A 16,013-nucleotide genomic window follows, 5' to 3' on the forward strand; every position below is an offset into this window, starting at 1 on the left:
GAAGAACAAGAGGGGAGACGATGAAGGCAGTAATTCTGGCGGGTGGCCTGGGCACGCGCATCAGCGAAGAGTCGCACCTCAAGCCCAAGCCGATGATCGAGATCGGCGGCAAGCCAATTCTTTGGCACATCATGAAACAGTACTCCGCCCACGGGATTCATGACTTCGTGATCTGCCTTGGCTACAAGGGCTATGCGATCAAGGACTTCTTCGCCAATTACTTCCTGCACACCTCCGATGTCACCTTCGACATGCGCAACAACCGCATGGACGTACACCAGAACTACAGCGAACCGTGGAGCGTCACGCTCATCGACACCGGCGAGGAAACCATGACCGGTGGCCGCTTGTTGCGCGCCGGCCGTTACCTCAAGGACGAAGAGGCGTTCTGCTTCACCTATGGCGACGGCGTCTCCGATATCAATATCCGTCAACTGGTGGACTACCACAGCGCCCACGGTCGTCTGGCGACCGTCACCGCCGTACAACCGCCGGGCCGTTACGGTGCCCTGGAGCGTCACGGCGATCAGGTGCTTGGTTTTACCGAGAAACCCCGTGGCGACGGTGGCTGGATCAATGGCGGTTTCTTTGTGCTTTCGCCGAAAGTGCTGTCATACATCGGCGGTGACGAAACCACTTGGGAAGCCGAGCCCTTGGCGCGTCTGGCCCAGGATGAACAGTTGAAGGCCTTCGAGCACGAAGGTTTCTGGCATCCGATGGACACCCTGCGCGACAAGAACCACCTCGAAGCGTTGTGGCAGAGCGGGGAGGCCCCATGGAAGCAATGGGACTGAGCTCGCAATTCTGGCGCGGCAAACGTGTTCTGCTGACCGGCCACACCGGTTTCAAAGGCAGCTGGTTGACGTTGTGGCTGCAAAGCCTCGGTGCCGAGGTCAGCGGGTTTTCGCTTGATCCGTCCACCGAGCCGAGCCTGTTCGAACTGGCCCGCGTGCACGAGGGCATCAATGATCAGCGCGGTGACCTGCGTGATCTCGGTGCCTTACTGGAATTGATCGCCGAAACCCAGCCGCAAATCGTTCTGCACCTGGCGGCTCAACCGCTGGTGCGCGAAGGCTATCGCGATCCGCTTGGCACCTATTCCAGCAACGTCATGGGCACGCTCAATCTGCTTGAAGCGATCCGCCAGGTCGGCGGCGTGCGTGCCTGTGTGCTGGTGACCACTGACAAGGTCTACGCCAACAAGGAATGGCTGTGGCCGTACCGCGAGAACGAAGCCCTCGGCGGCCATGATCCTTACAGCAGCAGTAAGGCTTGCTGCGAATTGTTGGCGCAGTCTTACGCCGCATCGTTTTTCCCGGCCGACAAGTACGCCGAGCATGGCTTGGCGTTGGCCACCGCGCGTGCCGGCAACGTGCTGGGCGGTGGCGACTTTGCGCCTGAGCGCCTGATTCCCGATGTGCTCAAAGCCTGGTCGGCGGATGAGCCGGTGACATTACGCTACCCGCAGGCAGTACGCCCATGGCAGCACGCGCTTGAACCATTGGCCGGTTATCTGCAATTGGCCGCCGGCCTCTACGAGCAAGGCCCGGAGTTTGCCGGTGCGTGGAACTTTGGCCCGAGTGAAGCGGACATGTGCAGCGTCGGTGAAGTGGTCGAGTTGCTCGCCAGCCGCTGGCCGCAAGCGCGTGGCTTGCGCATCGAACCGACTGATTTGCATGAGGCCGGTCTGCTGCGCCTGGACAGCAGTCGCGCCCGTCAACTGTTGGCCTGGCAACCGCGCTGGTCGTTACAGCAGTGCCTGACCCAGACCCTCGATTGGCACCTGGCATGGCAGAACGGCGATGACATGCGTGAAGTCACCCTGAACCAGTTGAACCTGTACCGAGGCGCGCTGTGAGCGAATTCCTGTTGAAAGCCTTGCCGCTGGCCGGTCTGTTCAGTGTCCAGCACAAACGCTTCGAAGATGATCGCGGGCACTTCGCTCGGCTGTTTTGCGAAGGCAGCCTGAGCGCCTTCGGCCAGACGTTTCATATCCGCCAGATCAATCATTCCTGCACTCGCGAGCGGGGCAGTGTGCGCGGCCTGCATTATCAAAATTCCAATGCGCCGGAAGCCAAGTTGATTACCTGCCTGCGTGGCGAGGTCTGGGATGTGGCGGTGGACTTGCGCCCTGACTCCGAAACTTTTCTGCACTGGCACGCCGAACACCTGCAGGCCGGCGACGGTCGCAGTTTGCTGATCCCGGCCGGGTTCGCCCATGGTTTCCAGACCCTCACCGACGACGCCGAATTGCTCTACCTGCACAGCAACGATTACGCGCCTGCACATGAGGGCGGTTTGAGCGTGAACGATCCACGGCTGGCCATCGCCTGGCCGTTGCCTGTCAATAATCTGTCGGCCAGGGATTCCAGCCATCCCTTGCTCGATGAACACTTCGCTGGAGTGCGTCTATGAATTGCCGTGGTTGCGCTGCACCGCTGAGCCTGCCGCTGATCGATCTCGGGACCTCGCCGCCGTCCAATGCCTACGTGCATGCGGATCGCCTGGAACAAGCCGAGCAATGGGTGCCGCTGAAGGTCGCGGTGTGTCAGCAGTGCTGGCTGGTGCAGACCGAGGATTACACCAGCGCCGACAGTCTGTTTGATGCCGAGTATGCGTATTTCAGTTCGTTCTCCAGCACCTGGCTGGCCCACGCCGAGCGCTATGTCGCCGAGATGGTCGAACGCTTCGGCCTGACCGCCGACAGCCGCGTGGTGGAAATCGCCGCCAATGATGGTTACCTGTTGCAGTACGTGGCGGGGCGCGGCATCCCTTGTCTGGGCGTTGAGCCAACCCGCAGCACCGCGCAGGCGGCGCGGGAAAAAGGCCTGCAGATTCGTGAACTGTTCTTCGGTCGCGACACCGCTGCGCAGCTGAAAAATGAAGGCTGGGCCGCCGACCTGATGGCTGCCAACAACGTGCTCGCCCATGTGCCGGACATCAATGATTTCCTCGGTGGTTTCGCCACCTTGCTCAAGCCGACAGGCGTGGCGACGTTCGAGTTTCCGCAACTGCTGACGCTGATGGCGGGGCAGCAGTTCGACACGCTGTATCACGAGCACTATTCCTATCTGTCCCTGACCGCCGTGCAGACTCTGTGCGAGCGCAATGGGCTGGAGGTGTTCGACGTCAGCCAGCTGACGACTCATGGCGGATCGCTGCGGGTGTTCGTGCAGCGCAAGGACGGTGAACGCCGCGCCGTCCAACCAACTGTGCAACATCAGTTGCAGGCTGAACTGGACGCCGGGGTAAAGACGCCCGAGTACTACGCGACCCTGGCGCTAGCGGCTGAACGTATCAAGCACGAACTGCTGCGTTTCCTGCTGCAGGCCAAGGCCGACGGCAAGCGCGTGGTCGGTTATGGCGCGGCGGCCAAGGGCAACACCTTGCTCAACTACGCCGGGGTCAAACCGGACCTGCTGGCCTGGGTGGCCGACGCCAACCCGCACAAACAGGGCAAGTACTTGCCGGGCAGTCGCATTCCGATCGTTTCGCCAGCGCAGATCGATCTGGAAAAACCGGATTACATTCTCGTGTTGCCATGGAACCTGTTGCACGAAGTCAGTCAGCAACTGGCGCAGGTGCGTCAGTGGGACGGCCGTTTCGTGATCGCCGTGCCCGAGTTGACCGTACTGTGAAAGTGCTGGTGACCGGTGCCACCGGGTTCGTCGGCCGACATCTGGTCGCAGCCTTGCTCGCCCGTGGCTGCGAGGTGCGGGCGGTGGCACGCAATGCCGAGACCGCAGCGCAACTGCCGTGGATCAACGCCGTGGAATTCGTGGCAGCGGATATTCATGCCGCCAACCTGGACTCCGCTGCACTCACCGATGGCGTCGATGCCTTGGCGCATCTCGCCTGGCCAGGCTTGCCGAACTATCAGGCGCTGTTTCACTTCGAGCACAACCTGATGGCCGATTACCGATTCATCAAGGGCGCGGTCGCGGCGGGCGTTTCGCAGGTGTTGGTGACGGGCACCTGTTTTGAATATGGCCTGCAAAGCGGACCGCTCAGCGAGCAGACCGAGGCGCGGCCGAGTAACCCTTACGGGTTGGCGAAGAACACGCTACGGCTGTTCCTCGAAAATTTGCAGCGGGTTCAACCGTTCACCCTGCAATGGGCGCGGCTGTTTTACCTGCACGGGGAAGGGCAGAACCCTAACAGTTTATTGGCTGCGCTGGACCGGGCAATCGAGGCTGGGGACCACAGCTTCAACATGTCGGCCGGCGAACAGCTGCGCGATTACCTGTCGATTGAAACAGCGGCCGGTTACCTCGCCGCGATCCTGCAACAACGCGAATTTGATGGCGTGATCAATTGTTCCAGTGGCCAGCCGGTATCGGTCAGGGCGCTGGTCGAGCAGCGCTTGCGGGAGCGTGGCGCGTCGATCCGTTTGAACCTGGGCCATTACCCATACCCGACCCATGAACCGATGGCGTTCTGGGGCGTGGCGGACCGTTTGCAACAGCTACTGGGAGCAGAGCATGAGGCATGAGTTGTATCGGGTCGCCGACCTGCCGGTGTTGCAGAACCGTACCTTTGCCGATGCGCAATCAGCGAAAGCTTCGGCCTGTGCCGACATGGTGTTGGTGCAAGACGAGACGAGCGGGCTGATCTTCAATCAGGCCTTCGATGCCGACAAGCTCACTTATGACGCCGACTATCAGAACGAGCAGGCGCATTCCGGCCAGTTCCAGAAGCACCTGAACGATGTCGAAGGAATCATTGCTCGCCACTTCAAGGGTCAGGAGCTGATCGAAGTCGGCTGCGGCAAAGGCTACTTTCTTGAACTGCTCAAAGGCCTGGGTTACGCCATCACCGGCATTGATCCGGCCTACGAAGGCGACAACTGCGATGTGATCAAAGCACCGTTCACTCGTGGCCTGGGCCTGTCGGCGGACGCCATCGTGCTGCGGCATGTGCTGGAACATATCCAGGACCCGGTGAGTTTTCTCGCCGAGATGGCCGGGGCCAATCAGGGCGGGCAGATCTACATCGAAGTGCCGTGCCTGGACTGGATTCTTGAGCACCGCGCCTGGTTCGACCTGTTCTATGAACACGTCAATTATTTCCGCCTCGATGACCTGCGCCGGATGTTCGGCACGGTGCACGAGGCCGGTCACCTGTTCGGTGGCCAGTATCTGTACATCGTCGCCGACCTGTCCACGTTGCGCCTGACCCCGGAACAACCGGTGCCGCGCCTGACGCTGCCGGAAGATTTCACCGCCAGCCTCGACCGCGCCGTGCAGATCATCCAGGCCGCGCCCGAGCAGGGTTCGGCGATCTGGGGCGCCTCGTCCAAAGGCGTGATTTATTCGCTGTTCCTGCAACGAGCGGGCGTGGCGGTGGATCGCGTGGTGGATATCAACCCGGCCAAACAGGGCCGATATCTGCCCCTGAGCGGCGCGCGGGTGTCCTCGCCGCAAGAGGCCATGGACGCTCTGCCCGAAGGCGCCAACCTGTTTGTGATGAACTCCAACTACCTCGAAGAAATCAAGCGGATGACCGGTGGACGCTACGTCTATCACGCCGTCGACAGCGCTTCGTTCCAGTGACTATTGAGATTCTAAAATGACCGATAACACCATCAATAAAGCCTTCGAAGCTGAATGCCAGGCAGAAATCGCCCGCCAAGGCGATGACCAGAAACTCACCGGCCTGGCCCGGGATTTCTTCAACGAATCGGCCAAGCACAAATACAGCTACCACTTCTCGTGGATGGGCCGTCCGATCATCCAGCTGCCGCAAGACATGATGGCGATGCAAGAGATCATCTGGCAGGTCAAACCGGATCTGGTCATCGAGTGCGGCATTGCCCACGGCGGCTCGATCATCTACTACGCATCGTTGCTGGAGCTGCAAGGCCACGGCGAAGTGCTGGGCATCGACCTCGACATTCGCCCGCACAACCGTGAAGCCATCGAAAGCCACCCGATGAGCAAGCGTATTTCGATGATCGAAGGTTCGAGCATTGATCCTGCGATCGCCGCACAAGTGCGCGCTGCCGCCGAAGGCAAGAAAGTCATCCTGGTGCTGGATTCCAACCACACCCACGATCACGTGCTCGAAGAGCTGCGTCTGTATGCGCCATTGGTTTCGGTGGACAGCTACTGCGTGGTGATGGACACCGTGGTCGAAGACATGCCGGCCGACTTCTTTCCGGATCGTCCATGGGGCCCGGGCGACAACCCGAAGACTGCGGTATGGAAGTACCTGGAAGAGAACAAGGACTTCGAAATTGACCAGCAACTGCAAAACAAGCTGCTGATCACCGTAGCGCCGGACGGCTATCTGCGTCGCGTTCGTTAATCAAAAGTGGTTTCAGGTTCTTGGCGATTGGCCGGTTGTGGGGATAGAAAGATGCAGGTTCAAAGCAGCACTCAAACCAACGTGACACCGCTGAACGAGCTGTTCACGGTGGTTTTAATCACCCACAACCGCAGTGCGTTCCTGCGACGCGCCTTGCAGTACTACAGCAGTTACTCCGCCAAGGTGTTGGTGCTGGATTCATCCGTGCAGGGCGACGAACGCATCGTGGACGATTTTCCGTCGGTCGACTATCGCCATTTGCCGCAGTTCACCTATACGGGGTTTCAGCAAAAGCTTGCCTACGGCGCAAGCCAGGTCACCACGCCCTACATGGTGCTGGCCGCCGACGATGACTTCCTGCTGCACGATGCACTGACCGAATCGGTGAACTTCCTCCAGGCCAACCCCGATTACGGTATGTGTCACGGCTACTGCCTGATGTACCTGACGCACTCCAACTATGTGCAGTACTACCGTCGCGACAAGAAGGTAAAAGAGGATTACAGCGCCGAGCGCGCGCAGGATCGTGTGCTCGACTACATGGGCCAGTACATTCCGCCGTTCTATGCGGTGCACCGTACTTCGCTGTTGCAGGACTGGTACGCGGCCATGCCGGAGGGCACGATTTTCGAGTGGCAGGAAATCGGCCATGTGTATTACATGCTCGCGCGGGCCAAGGCGCGGATTCTGCCGATGCCATATGTGGTGCGGGAGGTCAACTACGGCCGTTCGGATCACAATACCGAGATCATTCATGTCCTGAGTTTCAAAGACGCCCGCTCAGTCGCCGAGCGTGAGCGTTTTGCCGGTTTCCTCGCCACGCTGCCGACCGGCATCAGTGGCCTGAATAAAATGCAGACCGCCGAGTTCGCCCTGCAAAGTTTCCAGGCGCTGGCCGACAGCCTGGCCGCGCGCAATGCCTTGACGATCGAGCCGATCTTCGAGTCCTACTGGAAAGACCCTACCATCGGCCCGAAACGCGCATTCGGGCCTCAGCAGTATGTCGAGATGCCGTTCTACAACCAGGCGTTTTTTGATCAACTGACCGAATGCGAATTCCTGCTCCATGCGATGCCTGCCGGACGCTTGCAGCTGGAAGAAATGGAAGGTGCGTTACTGCAGCAGCATACGTTGCAGCGCACCTATTCCAATGACACGCCCGAGACAATTCAGAACCGTTTGCTGCATGCCGTGCAGTTGGGCGCTTTCAACCGTAGGGTCGTGCAAAAACTGGTGCAGCAGCTGCTGGACATGGGCGAGAGCGCCGATGCAAAAATTTTGACGAATTGGATTGCGCGCCTGGACAGCATAGCGACCTACGACAGCCGTCAGTTGCTGGACAGTATGCCCTCTGGCCGCCTGTTGAACTGGTTGCAGGCACGCCAGCCGAACGACACCGCGGTACGGAAAATCAATCAACACCTGGCGGCCAACGAGGGTGGGCCTCAGTTCGGCATTCTGTTGCTGGACCTTGAAGCCGACATGGACAAGTTGCAGGTCACCTTCGACAGTCTGATGGAAAGCGCTTTCCGCGCCTTCAAGGTGGTGGTCTTCACCACCGGTGATTTGCCCGACGTCACCACCGAACAAAATACCGTGCATTTTGTAAAGGTCAGCGCCAGCAACTACGTCGATAAACTGAACCAGATTGCCCAGCGCTCGACCTCGGACTGGCTGCTGTTGGCCGAGGCCGGTGATGAGTTCACCGCTGCTGGCTTGTTGCGTGCCAGCCTTGAGTTGCAGAACGCCGAAGGTTGCCGTGCGGTGTCGATGGATGAGATTCATCGCCGTAGTAACGGCACATTGACCGAGGTTTTCCGCCCAGCCTTCAACCTCGACCTGCTGCAAAGTCTGCCGACGTTGACCGCCCGGCATTGGCTGATCCGACGCGAGGTGCTGGTGGATGTCGGTGGTTATGCCCGCGAGTTCAGCGATGCACTGGAATTCGACCTGCTGCTGCGCCTGATCGAAACTGGCGGGCTGGCGGGTCTGGCGCATTTGGCCGAGCCATTGCTTATCACCCCGGCAGTGGAGCTGGCACCGAACGAGCACCAACGTCAGACCCTGGTACGCCATCTGGCAACCCGTGGCTATCAGGCTCAGGTGAGTGCGGAGGCATTGGGTGGCTTGCGGGTCGACTACCGCCACGCCGCGCGTCCGAAGGTGTCGATCATCGTGCGCAGCGAAGGCAATCAGGAGCAATTGCAGCGCTGCCTGGTGAGCGTATTGCAGCGCACGCGCTATCAGAACAACGAAATTATCATCGCCGACAATCACAGTCAGTCGGCCGATCTGCTGACGTGGCTCGACAGTCTGGAGCAAAACGGTCGCGGGCGGATTCGCCTGATCAAGAACGAGCAGCGCATGAGCCCGTCTGCACTGCTCAACCAGGCCGTTGCGCAGGCGCAAGGTGAGTACCTGATACTGCTCGCGGCGGACGCCGAGGTGGTCAATGCCAATTGGATCGAAGCTTTGCTCAACCAGGCCCAGCGTCCTGAAGTGGGTGTGGTGGGTGCCAAACTGGTTGATCGCGAGGGCAGCGTGACCGGCGCCGGTCTGATTCTGGGGCTGAACGATGGCGTGGCTTCTGCGTTCATCGGCGAGAAAAAAGACGCACCGGGTTATATGCATCGGCTGCTGGTCGAGCAGAATTATTCGGCGGTTTCCGACGCTTGTCTGATGGTGCGCAAAGAGGTGTTCGACGCACTGGGCGGGCTGGATGAAGAGCATTTCGAGCAAGCGTATGCCGATGTCGACTTTTGCCTGAAAGTCGCCGATGCCGGGTTGTTGACTGTATGGACGCCGCAAGTGCAAATCGCCCACCCCGGGACGTTGCCGGATGACCCGCAGGCGGCAGCCGCTCTGCGCGACAAGTGGCAGACCCGCTTCGAACACGACTCGGCCTACAACCAGAACCTGGCCTTGACCGGCAAGGGCTTTACTCTCAGCGAACCGACCAGCGTGAACTGGGCGCAGTTGCTCGCATAAGCCTGGCTGACAGGTAAAAGGACTCAAGGCATGTTCAACGGTAAATCGATTTTCATCTCTGGCGGCACCGGCTCGTTCGGGCGCAATTTCATCCGCCGGTTGCTGGAGCAATACCAGCCCAAGCGGGTGGTGGTGTTCTCCCGCGATGAGCTCAAGCAGTATGAGATGCAGCAGACGTTCAACGCGCCGTGCATGCGTTACTTCATTGGTGATGTGCGCGATGCCGAGCGTTTGCGTCAGGCCATGCGCGGTATCGATTACGTGGTGCATGCCGCGGCCCTGAAGCAAGTGCCGGCGGCGGAATACAACCCCACTGAATGCATTCGTACCAACGTCAACGGTGCGGAAAACATCATCGCCGCTGCCATCGACAACGGCGTGAAAAAGGTCGTCGCGCTGTCTACCGACAAGGCGGCCAGCCCGATCAACCTGTACGGCGCGACCAAGCTGCTGTCGGACAAACTGTTCGTGGCTGCCAACAACATTGCCGGTGAACAGCAGACCCGTTTTGCCGTGGTGCGCTACGGTAACGTCGCTGGCTCGCGGGGTTCGGTGGTGCCGTTCTTCAGCAAGCTGATTGCCGAGGGCGCCAAAGAGCTGCCGATCACCGATGAGCGCATGACGCGTTTCTGGATCACTCTCGATCACGGTGTGAAGTTTGTGCTCGACAGCTTTGCCCGCATGCACGGCGGTGAAGTGTTTGTGCCGAAGATCCCGTCGATTCGCATCGTCGATCTGGCGCAGGGCATGGCTGGACATTTGCCGCACAAAAACGTCGGCATCCGTCCGGGGGAAAAGCTCCATGAACTGATGGTGCCGCTGGACGACGCGCGCATGACCCTGGAGTTCGATGATCACTACACCATTCAGCCGTCGATTCGCTTCACCAGCGTCGACGTGGATTTTGCCGTCGACAAACTGGGCGAGCAGGGCCGGCCGGTGAGCGAAGATTTCGAGTACCGCTCCGACACCAACCCGCACTTCCTGTCGGTCGGCCAGATCGCTGATCTGCACGCGGAGTTGTCGGCATGATTCCCTACGGTCGGCAAAGCCTGGATCAGGAAGATATTGACGCGGTGGTTGCCGTGTTGCAGTCCGACTGGCTGACGCAGGGGCCGACCATCGAGCGTTTCGAACAGGCCATGGCCGAGCGTTGCCAGGCCGATTTCGCTGTGGCGGTGTGCAATGCCACGGCGGCGTTGCACATTGCCTGCCTCGCCGCCGGCCTCGGGCCGGGCGATCGGTTATGGACTACGCCGAACACCTTTTTGGCCTCGGCCAATTGCGGTCGCTATTGCGGCGCCGAGGTTGATTTTGTCGACATCGACCCGCTGACCTGGAACCTCGACGCCTACACTTTGGCGTCGAAGCTTGAGATCGCCGAGCGAGACGGCAAGCTGCCGAAAGTGCTGGTGGCGGTGGCGTTCTCCGGGCAGAGCTGTGATATGCGCATGATCGCCGAACTGGCCGAGCGCTATGGTTTTACCGTGATCGAGGACGCTTCCCACGCGGTCGGCGCATCTTATGCCGGGCGTCCGGTAGGGTGCGGCGATTTTGCGGCGATGACGGTGTTCAGTTTCCACCCGGTGAAGATCATCACCAGCGCCGAAGGCGGCATGGTCCTGACCAACCGCCCGGAACTGGCCGAGCGCTTGCAGCGCCTGCGCAGCCACGGCATGACCCGTGACCCTGCACAGATGACCGAACCCAGCCACGGTCCCTGGTACTACCAGCAAGTGGAGCTGGGTTTCAATTACCGCATCACCGACCTGCAAGCGGCCCTCGGCCTGTCGCAGCTGAACAAGCTCGATGGTTTCATCGAACGTCGGCGTGAACTGGCGGCGCGTTATGGGCGGTTGCTGGCGTACTTGCCGCTGACCTTGCCCAGTGCGCAGCCCGAGGCCGAATCGGCGTGGCATCTGTACGTGGTGCGCTTGCAGACCGACCGAATCAACCTCAGCCATCGACAGGTATTCGAAGGCTTGCGAGCGGCAGGGGTGGGCGTGAACCTGCACTATATTCCTCTGCACTTGCAGCCGTACTATCGCGACCTGGGTTTTGCCGAGGGGGATTTCCCCCAGGCCGAACGTTATTACGCCGAGGCCATCAGCCTGCCGCTGTTTCCTCTGCTAAGCGATGAACAACAGGATTATGTAGTCGAGCAATTGCGACGACTGATTCTTGAGGCATAGCGACTTGAGAAATAGCGACTGAGGAATAGTGACTTGAGGAGTACTGACTCTTGAGCAGTGTTGCGATCATTCCGGCCCGCGGGGGCAGCAAGCGAATCCCGCGCAAGAACCTCAAGCCGTTCGACGGCGTGCCGATGATCGTCCGTTCGATTCGCACGGCGCTGGAGTCGAATCTGTTCGACCAGGTGATCGTCAGTACTGACGATGAAAAAATCGCCGAGGTGGCACGGGCCAATGGGGCTCAAGTGCCGTTCATGCGGCCCGCGGCGCTTGCCGACGATTTCACCGGGACTGCAGCGGTGATCGTACATGCCTTGCAGCAATTGCCGCCGTTCGACTATGCGTGCTGCGTCTACGCGACGGCGCCCCTGTTGCAGGCGCGTTATCTGCGTCAGGGGCATGAGTTGCTGGTGCAGCATCCGGACAAGTCTTTCGCGTTTTCAGTCGCCGGTTTTGGCTTCCCGGTACAACGGGCCTTGACCCTCGACGAGCAGGGCGCCTTGACCTCGCTCTACCCGGAGTTTCGCGAGACCCGTTCCCAGGATTTGCCCGAAGCTTTTCAGGACGCCGGCCAGTTCTATTGGGGGCGTAGCGAAGCCTGGTTGCGTGGCGATGTGCTGTTCTCGCCGGCAAGCCTGCCGGTGATTCTGCCGCGGCATCTGGTGCAGGACATTGACACCCTCGAAGACTGGAAACGCGCCGAATACCTCTACATCGCCTTGAAGGCGGGAGGTGAGCTGCAATGAGAGTGCTGATCCGCGCCGACGCGTCGCCGACCATTGGCAGTGGCCACATCGCCCGTTGCCTGACCCTGGCCAGGGTATTGCGCAAGCAGGGCACGCACGTTGCCTTCGCGTGTCGTCAGTTGCCGGGGCATCGGCTGGACAGTCTGCAGGCTGAGGATTTCGAGACTTTCGCGCTGCCGGAGCGCTACCCCGATGAAGACCCACAGCAGGCCATCGAGTCGATGCTGCCGTGGCAAGCGGACATCGCTGCGCTGGGGCAAGCACTGGAAAGTCATCCGGCTTTCGACTGGATCATCGCCGACCACTACGGTCTCGATCACCATTGGCAGACCGCCGCCCGCCGCTGGGCCCCACGAATTGCGGCGGTGGACGATTTGGCCACTCGGCAATACAGCGTCGATCTGTTGCTCAATCAAAATCTGTCGGGCACGCCAGAGGCTTATGCCTCACTGCTGACGCCCGATTGCCAGACCCTGCTGGGCCCACGGTTTGCCCTGCTGCGCGATGAGTTCTGTTGCCCGGCAATCGAGATCAAACCTCGAGCCAGGCGAGTGCTGGTGAACTTCGGCGGTTTCGATGCGGCCATGCAGACCCATCACGCGATGCTGGCATTGGCGGACTTCCATGAGCTGGAAGTCGATTTCGTGGCAGGTGCCGACAACCCGGCCTGGGAGCAGATGCAGAGTCTGGTGGACTATCGTCCGAACTGGCGCCTGCACAGTTTTGTCAGCGATTTCTACCAGCTGATGACCGAGGCCGACCTGTTCATCGGTGCCGGTGGCGGTACCAGCTGGGAGCGGGCGGCCATGGGGCTGCCGACGATCTGCATTGCGGTTTCGAATAATCAGCAGGCCAACGGCGAGGTGATGGCGACCTCGGGTGCTCATGTGTTCCTGGGCAATCGCGACCGGGTCAGCGTCGAGCAGTTGCATCAGACCATCGGTTTTGTCGTGGGCAATCAGGGGATTCGTCAGAGTCTGGCTGAACGCTCGCGGCAGTTGGTCGATGGCCGTGGGGCGCAGCGGGTGGCGGCGGCGCTGGCGGGGGCGGTGTTGCAGGTTCGTCAGGCCACTCAGGATGATGCGCAATTGTTGTTCGATGGGCGCAATGCCGAAGCGGTTCGGCGCTGGTCGCTGGACACGCACGTCATCGACTGGCAACGGCATCAGGCCTGGCTGGCCGCGAGCCTGAGCAATCCGCGGCGGCTGCTGTTGATCGCCGAGGCGGATGATGGCCCGGTCGGTGTGCTGCGTTATGACCTCGACGATACTCGCGCCGAAGTCTCGATTTATCTGTTCGAAGGCCGATTTGGCCTGGGCTGGGGCAGGGCGCTGCTGGCGCGGGGTGAAGCCTTCGTCGCCGCTCATTGGCCTGCGCTGGAAGTCATCACCGCTCAGGTATTGCCGGCCAATTCAGCGTCGCTGAAAGTTTTCCGCGAGGCAGGTTTCACTCAGAGTGCTTGCGCGTTCACGCGCGTATTGAAGGATCCAAAACAATGACCAGTTTCAAGATCGGCAACCGCTCGATCGGTGCCGATGCGCCGCCGTTCATCATTGCCGAGATGAGCGGCAACCATAATCAGTCGCTGGACGTGGCGCTGCACATCGTCGAAGCCGCGGCCAAGGCCGGCGCGCACGCCTTGAAGCTGCAAACCTATACCGCCGAGACCATGACGCTGGACCTGTCCGAAGGCGAGTTCTTCATCAAGGATCCCAACAGCCTGTGGGCCGGTTCTTCGCTGTACGCGCTGTACGAGAAGGCCTATACGCCGTGGGAATGGCACGCGCCGATTTTCGCCCGGGCCAAAGAGCTGGGCATGCTGGCGTTCTCCACACCGTTCGATGACACCGCCGTGGACTTCCTCGAAAGCCTGGACGTGCCCGCCTATAAGATCGCCAGTTTCGAGAACACCGACCTGCCGTTGATCCGGCGGGTCGCTGCCACCGGCAAGCCGCTGATCATCTCCACTGGCATGGCCAGCATCGCCGAACTCGACGAAACCGTGCGTGCCGCCCGTGAGGCCGGTTGCAAGGACCTGGTGTTGCTCAAGTGCACCAGCACGTACCCGGCGACGCCCGCCAACAGCAATGTGCGCACCATCCCTCATCTGCGGGAGCTGTTTGGCTGTGAAGTCGGTTTGTCCGATCATTCGATGGGCGTTGGAGTGTCCGTCGCCGCGGTAGCGCTGGGGGCGACGGTGGTGGAAAAACACTTCACCCTCGACCGTGCCGCCGGTGGCGTGGACGCCAGTTTCTCGCTGGAACCGGCTGAACTCGCCAGCCTGGTGATCGAAACCGAACGCGCCTGGCAGGCCATGGGTCAGGTGCATTACGGCGTGACCGAAGCCGAGCGCAAGTCTCTGGTATACCGACGTTCGCTATACGTCACTCAGGACATGGCCGCCGGTGAGCCTTTCACCGTTGCCAATCTGCGGGCCATCCGGCCTGGCCTGGGGCTGGCCCCCAAACACGCTGAAACCCTTCTGGGCCGCCGTGCGCACCAGCCCATCAAGCGCGGAACACCGCTGGATTGGTCGTTGGTTGAATAACCGCTTGTGCGGCTGATTCGGCAAAATAGCGTGACCTGCGAGTCATAACGCGCATCTTCACTGTATTGTATAAAAAGGGGAGATGGCGCCTGGTCTGGTTTTTAGCCCAGTGATGGCCTTTTATTCTTCCCGCTGTCACCCCTTGAGGGCGACGTTTATTCGTTGTTTGTCGGCGCCCCTCGATTCCTTGCGAGCGGTGGTATTGGGCTGTTTATTATTGGGAAGCCGTAATGATTGGCATAAAGAGCATTGCGAGCTACGTTCCTGTAGCCGGCGTGGACAATTACGCACAAGGTGCAAAATTCGAAAAGGATGAAGAATTCATCCTGGGCAAGATCGGTTCGGCCTTCCTGCCGCGCAAAGATGCCGGTCAGGAAACCTCGGACCTGTGTGTCGAAGCAGTCAACGCGCTGTTCGCCAACAATCCTGATTTGAAGCGTGAAGCCATCGACGTGCTGATCGTCGTCACCCAGAACGGTGACGAAGAAGGTCTGCCGCACACCGCCGCCATCGTTCAGGACAAACTGGGCCTGCCGACGACCGTGGCAGCGTTCGATATTTCCCTGGGCTGCTCCGGCTATGTCTACGGGATCTACGCCATCAAGGGCTTCATGGAAGCCGCGGGCCTGAAGAATGGCCTGCTGGTGACCGCCGATCCGTATTCGAAGATCGTCGACCCGGAAGACCGCAACACCACCATGCTCTTCGGCGATGCCGCCACCGCCACCTGGATGGGCGAAGATGCCCCGTGGCAGCTGGGCAAGGCCAAGTTCGGCACCGACGGTTCCGGCGCGCCGCACCTGAAAGTTTCCGACGGGGTGTTCTTCATGAACGGTCGTCAGGTCTTCAACTTCGCGCTGCTCAAAGTGCCGGCGCATTTGCATGAGCTGCTCGCTGACTCGGGCTTGACGGCTGACGATATCGATGCCTTCTGCATTCACCAGGGCAGTGCGGCGATTGTCGACGCCGTGGCGCGGCGTTTCGAGGGTGAGCCTGAGAAGTTCATCAAGGACATGGTCGAAACCGGTAATACCGTGTCGTCGAGCATTCCGTTGCTGCTGGAAAAACATGTGCTCGATTCCAAGTGGAAGCGTGTGGCGCTCAGCGGTTTCGGTGTTGGTTTGTCCTGGGGTTCGGCAATCATCTATCGTCCTTGAGCTTCTAAAAGCCAGGCACAAAAAAAGCGTTCAAGGTGTAACCTTGAGCGCTATTTTTTTGCCCGAATGAAAAGCG

Annotated in this window: 14 protein-coding genes; all 14 read left to right on the forward strand. The window is 60.2% G+C overall.

Annotated elements, in window-relative coordinates; all coding sequences use genetic code 11:
* Positions 1–20: 20 nt before the first annotated feature.
* Positions 21–794, forward strand: coding sequence for a glucose-1-phosphate cytidylyltransferase (gene rfbF / locus ACZ9IM_RS02240; protein ID WP_008072576.1), 774 nt, complete (start codon positions 21–23; stop codon positions 792–794).
* Positions 776–1,858 (forward strand): CDP-glucose 4,6-dehydratase, encoded by a 1,083-nt coding sequence (gene rfbG, locus ACZ9IM_RS02245; RefSeq protein WP_476223280.1) that lies wholly within the window; start codon positions 776–778, stop codon positions 1,856–1,858. Before rfbF ends, rfbG begins: the two co-directional genes overlap by 19 nt.
* On the forward strand, positions 1,855–2,415 hold the full coding sequence (locus tag ACZ9IM_RS02250; protein ID WP_218394165.1) for a dTDP-4-dehydrorhamnose 3,5-epimerase family protein: 561 nt from the start codon (positions 1,855–1,857) through the stop codon (positions 2,413–2,415). The genes rfbG and ACZ9IM_RS02250 overlap by 4 nt, the downstream gene beginning before the upstream one ends.
* Positions 2,412–3,638 carry a methyltransferase domain-containing protein gene (locus tag ACZ9IM_RS02255; RefSeq protein ID WP_427627579.1) on the forward strand — a complete coding sequence of 409 codons (1,227 nt, stop codon included), beginning with the start codon at positions 2,412–2,414 and terminating at the stop codon, positions 3,636–3,638. The genes ACZ9IM_RS02250 and ACZ9IM_RS02255 overlap by 4 nt, the downstream gene beginning before the upstream one ends.
* Positions 3,635–4,492 carry an NAD-dependent epimerase/dehydratase family protein gene (locus ACZ9IM_RS02260; protein ID WP_427627590.1) on the forward strand — a complete coding sequence of 286 codons (858 nt, stop codon included), beginning with the start codon at positions 3,635–3,637 and terminating at the stop codon, positions 4,490–4,492. Before ACZ9IM_RS02255 ends, ACZ9IM_RS02260 begins: the two co-directional genes overlap by 4 nt.
* Positions 4,482–5,552, forward strand: a complete 1,071-nt coding sequence (locus tag ACZ9IM_RS02265; RefSeq protein ID WP_427627578.1) for a class I SAM-dependent methyltransferase — start codon at positions 4,482–4,484, stop codon at positions 5,550–5,552. Before ACZ9IM_RS02260 ends, ACZ9IM_RS02265 begins: the two co-directional genes overlap by 11 nt.
* Before the next feature lie 16 nt (positions 5,553–5,568).
* Entirely contained in the window at positions 5,569–6,306 is a 738-nt protein-coding gene (locus ACZ9IM_RS02270; protein WP_476223281.1) for a cephalosporin hydroxylase family protein, read from the forward strand.
* A gap of 51 nt (positions 6,307–6,357) precedes the next feature.
* Positions 6,358–9,294: a glycosyltransferase family 2 protein gene (locus ACZ9IM_RS02275; protein WP_476223282.1), complete on the forward strand. Its 2,937-nt coding sequence runs from the start codon at positions 6,358–6,360 to the stop codon at positions 9,292–9,294.
* 30 nt (positions 9,295–9,324) lie between these two features.
* A complete protein-coding gene (pseB, locus tag ACZ9IM_RS02280) occupies positions 9,325–10,326 on the forward strand; it encodes a UDP-N-acetylglucosamine 4,6-dehydratase (inverting) (RefSeq protein ID WP_008006616.1) in 1,002 nt (333 codons plus the stop codon).
* The gene (gene pseC, locus ACZ9IM_RS02285; protein WP_427627572.1) at positions 10,323–11,486 is read left to right on the forward strand and encodes a UDP-4-amino-4,6-dideoxy-N-acetyl-beta-L-altrosamine transaminase; all 1,164 of its coding nucleotides are present in this window, start codon (positions 10,323–10,325) and stop codon (positions 11,484–11,486) included. Before pseB ends, pseC begins: the two co-directional genes overlap by 4 nt.
* 50 nt (positions 11,487–11,536) lie before the next feature.
* The gene (pseF, locus tag ACZ9IM_RS02290; protein ID WP_476223283.1) at positions 11,537–12,232 is read left to right on the forward strand and encodes a pseudaminic acid cytidylyltransferase; all 696 of its coding nucleotides are present in this window, start codon (positions 11,537–11,539) and stop codon (positions 12,230–12,232) included.
* On the forward strand, positions 12,229–13,731 hold the full coding sequence (gene pseG / locus ACZ9IM_RS02295) for a UDP-2,4-diacetamido-2,4,6-trideoxy-beta-L-altropyranose hydrolase (protein ID WP_476223284.1): 1,503 nt from the start codon (positions 12,229–12,231) through the stop codon (positions 13,729–13,731). The genes pseF and pseG overlap by 4 nt, the downstream gene beginning before the upstream one ends.
* The gene (gene pseI / locus ACZ9IM_RS02300) at positions 13,728–14,780 is read left to right on the forward strand and encodes a pseudaminic acid synthase (RefSeq protein WP_476223285.1); all 1,053 of its coding nucleotides are present in this window, start codon (positions 13,728–13,730) and stop codon (positions 14,778–14,780) included. The genes pseG and pseI overlap by 4 nt, the downstream gene beginning before the upstream one ends.
* Positions 14,781–15,010: 230 nt before the next feature.
* A complete protein-coding gene (locus tag ACZ9IM_RS02305) occupies positions 15,011–15,937 on the forward strand; it encodes a ketoacyl-ACP synthase III (RefSeq protein WP_008072591.1) in 927 nt (308 codons plus the stop codon).
* Positions 15,938–16,013 lie beyond the last annotated feature (76 nt).

It is taken from the genome of Pseudomonas sp. TE12508 (genome assembly GCF_056279485.1).

Coding starts and splice junctions, on each gene's coding strand:
- rfbF (WP_008072576.1), top strand. CDS start 21: ATGAAGGCAGTAATTCTGGCGGGTGGCCTGGGCACGCGCATCAGCGAA.
- rfbG (WP_476223280.1), top strand. CDS start 776: ATGGAAGCAATGGGACTGAGCTCGCAATTCTGGCGCGGCAAACGTGTT.
- ACZ9IM_RS02255 (WP_427627579.1), top strand. CDS start 2,412: ATGAATTGCCGTGGTTGCGCTGCACCGCTGAGCCTGCCGCTGATCGAT.
- ACZ9IM_RS02265 (WP_427627578.1), top strand. CDS start 4,482: ATGAGGCATGAGTTGTATCGGGTCGCCGACCTGCCGGTGTTGCAGAAC.
- ACZ9IM_RS02270 (WP_476223281.1), top strand. CDS start 5,569: ATGACCGATAACACCATCAATAAAGCCTTCGAAGCTGAATGCCAGGCA.
- ACZ9IM_RS02275 (WP_476223282.1), top strand. CDS start 6,358: ATGCAGGTTCAAAGCAGCACTCAAACCAACGTGACACCGCTGAACGAG.
- pseB (WP_008006616.1), top strand. CDS start 9,325: ATGTTCAACGGTAAATCGATTTTCATCTCTGGCGGCACCGGCTCGTTC.
- pseC (WP_427627572.1), top strand. CDS start 10,323: ATGATTCCCTACGGTCGGCAAAGCCTGGATCAGGAAGATATTGACGCG.
- pseG (WP_476223284.1), top strand. CDS start 12,229: ATGAGAGTGCTGATCCGCGCCGACGCGTCGCCGACCATTGGCAGTGGC.
- pseI (WP_476223285.1), top strand. CDS start 13,728: ATGACCAGTTTCAAGATCGGCAACCGCTCGATCGGTGCCGATGCGCCG.
- ACZ9IM_RS02305 (WP_008072591.1), top strand. CDS start 15,011: ATGATTGGCATAAAGAGCATTGCGAGCTACGTTCCTGTAGCCGGCGTG.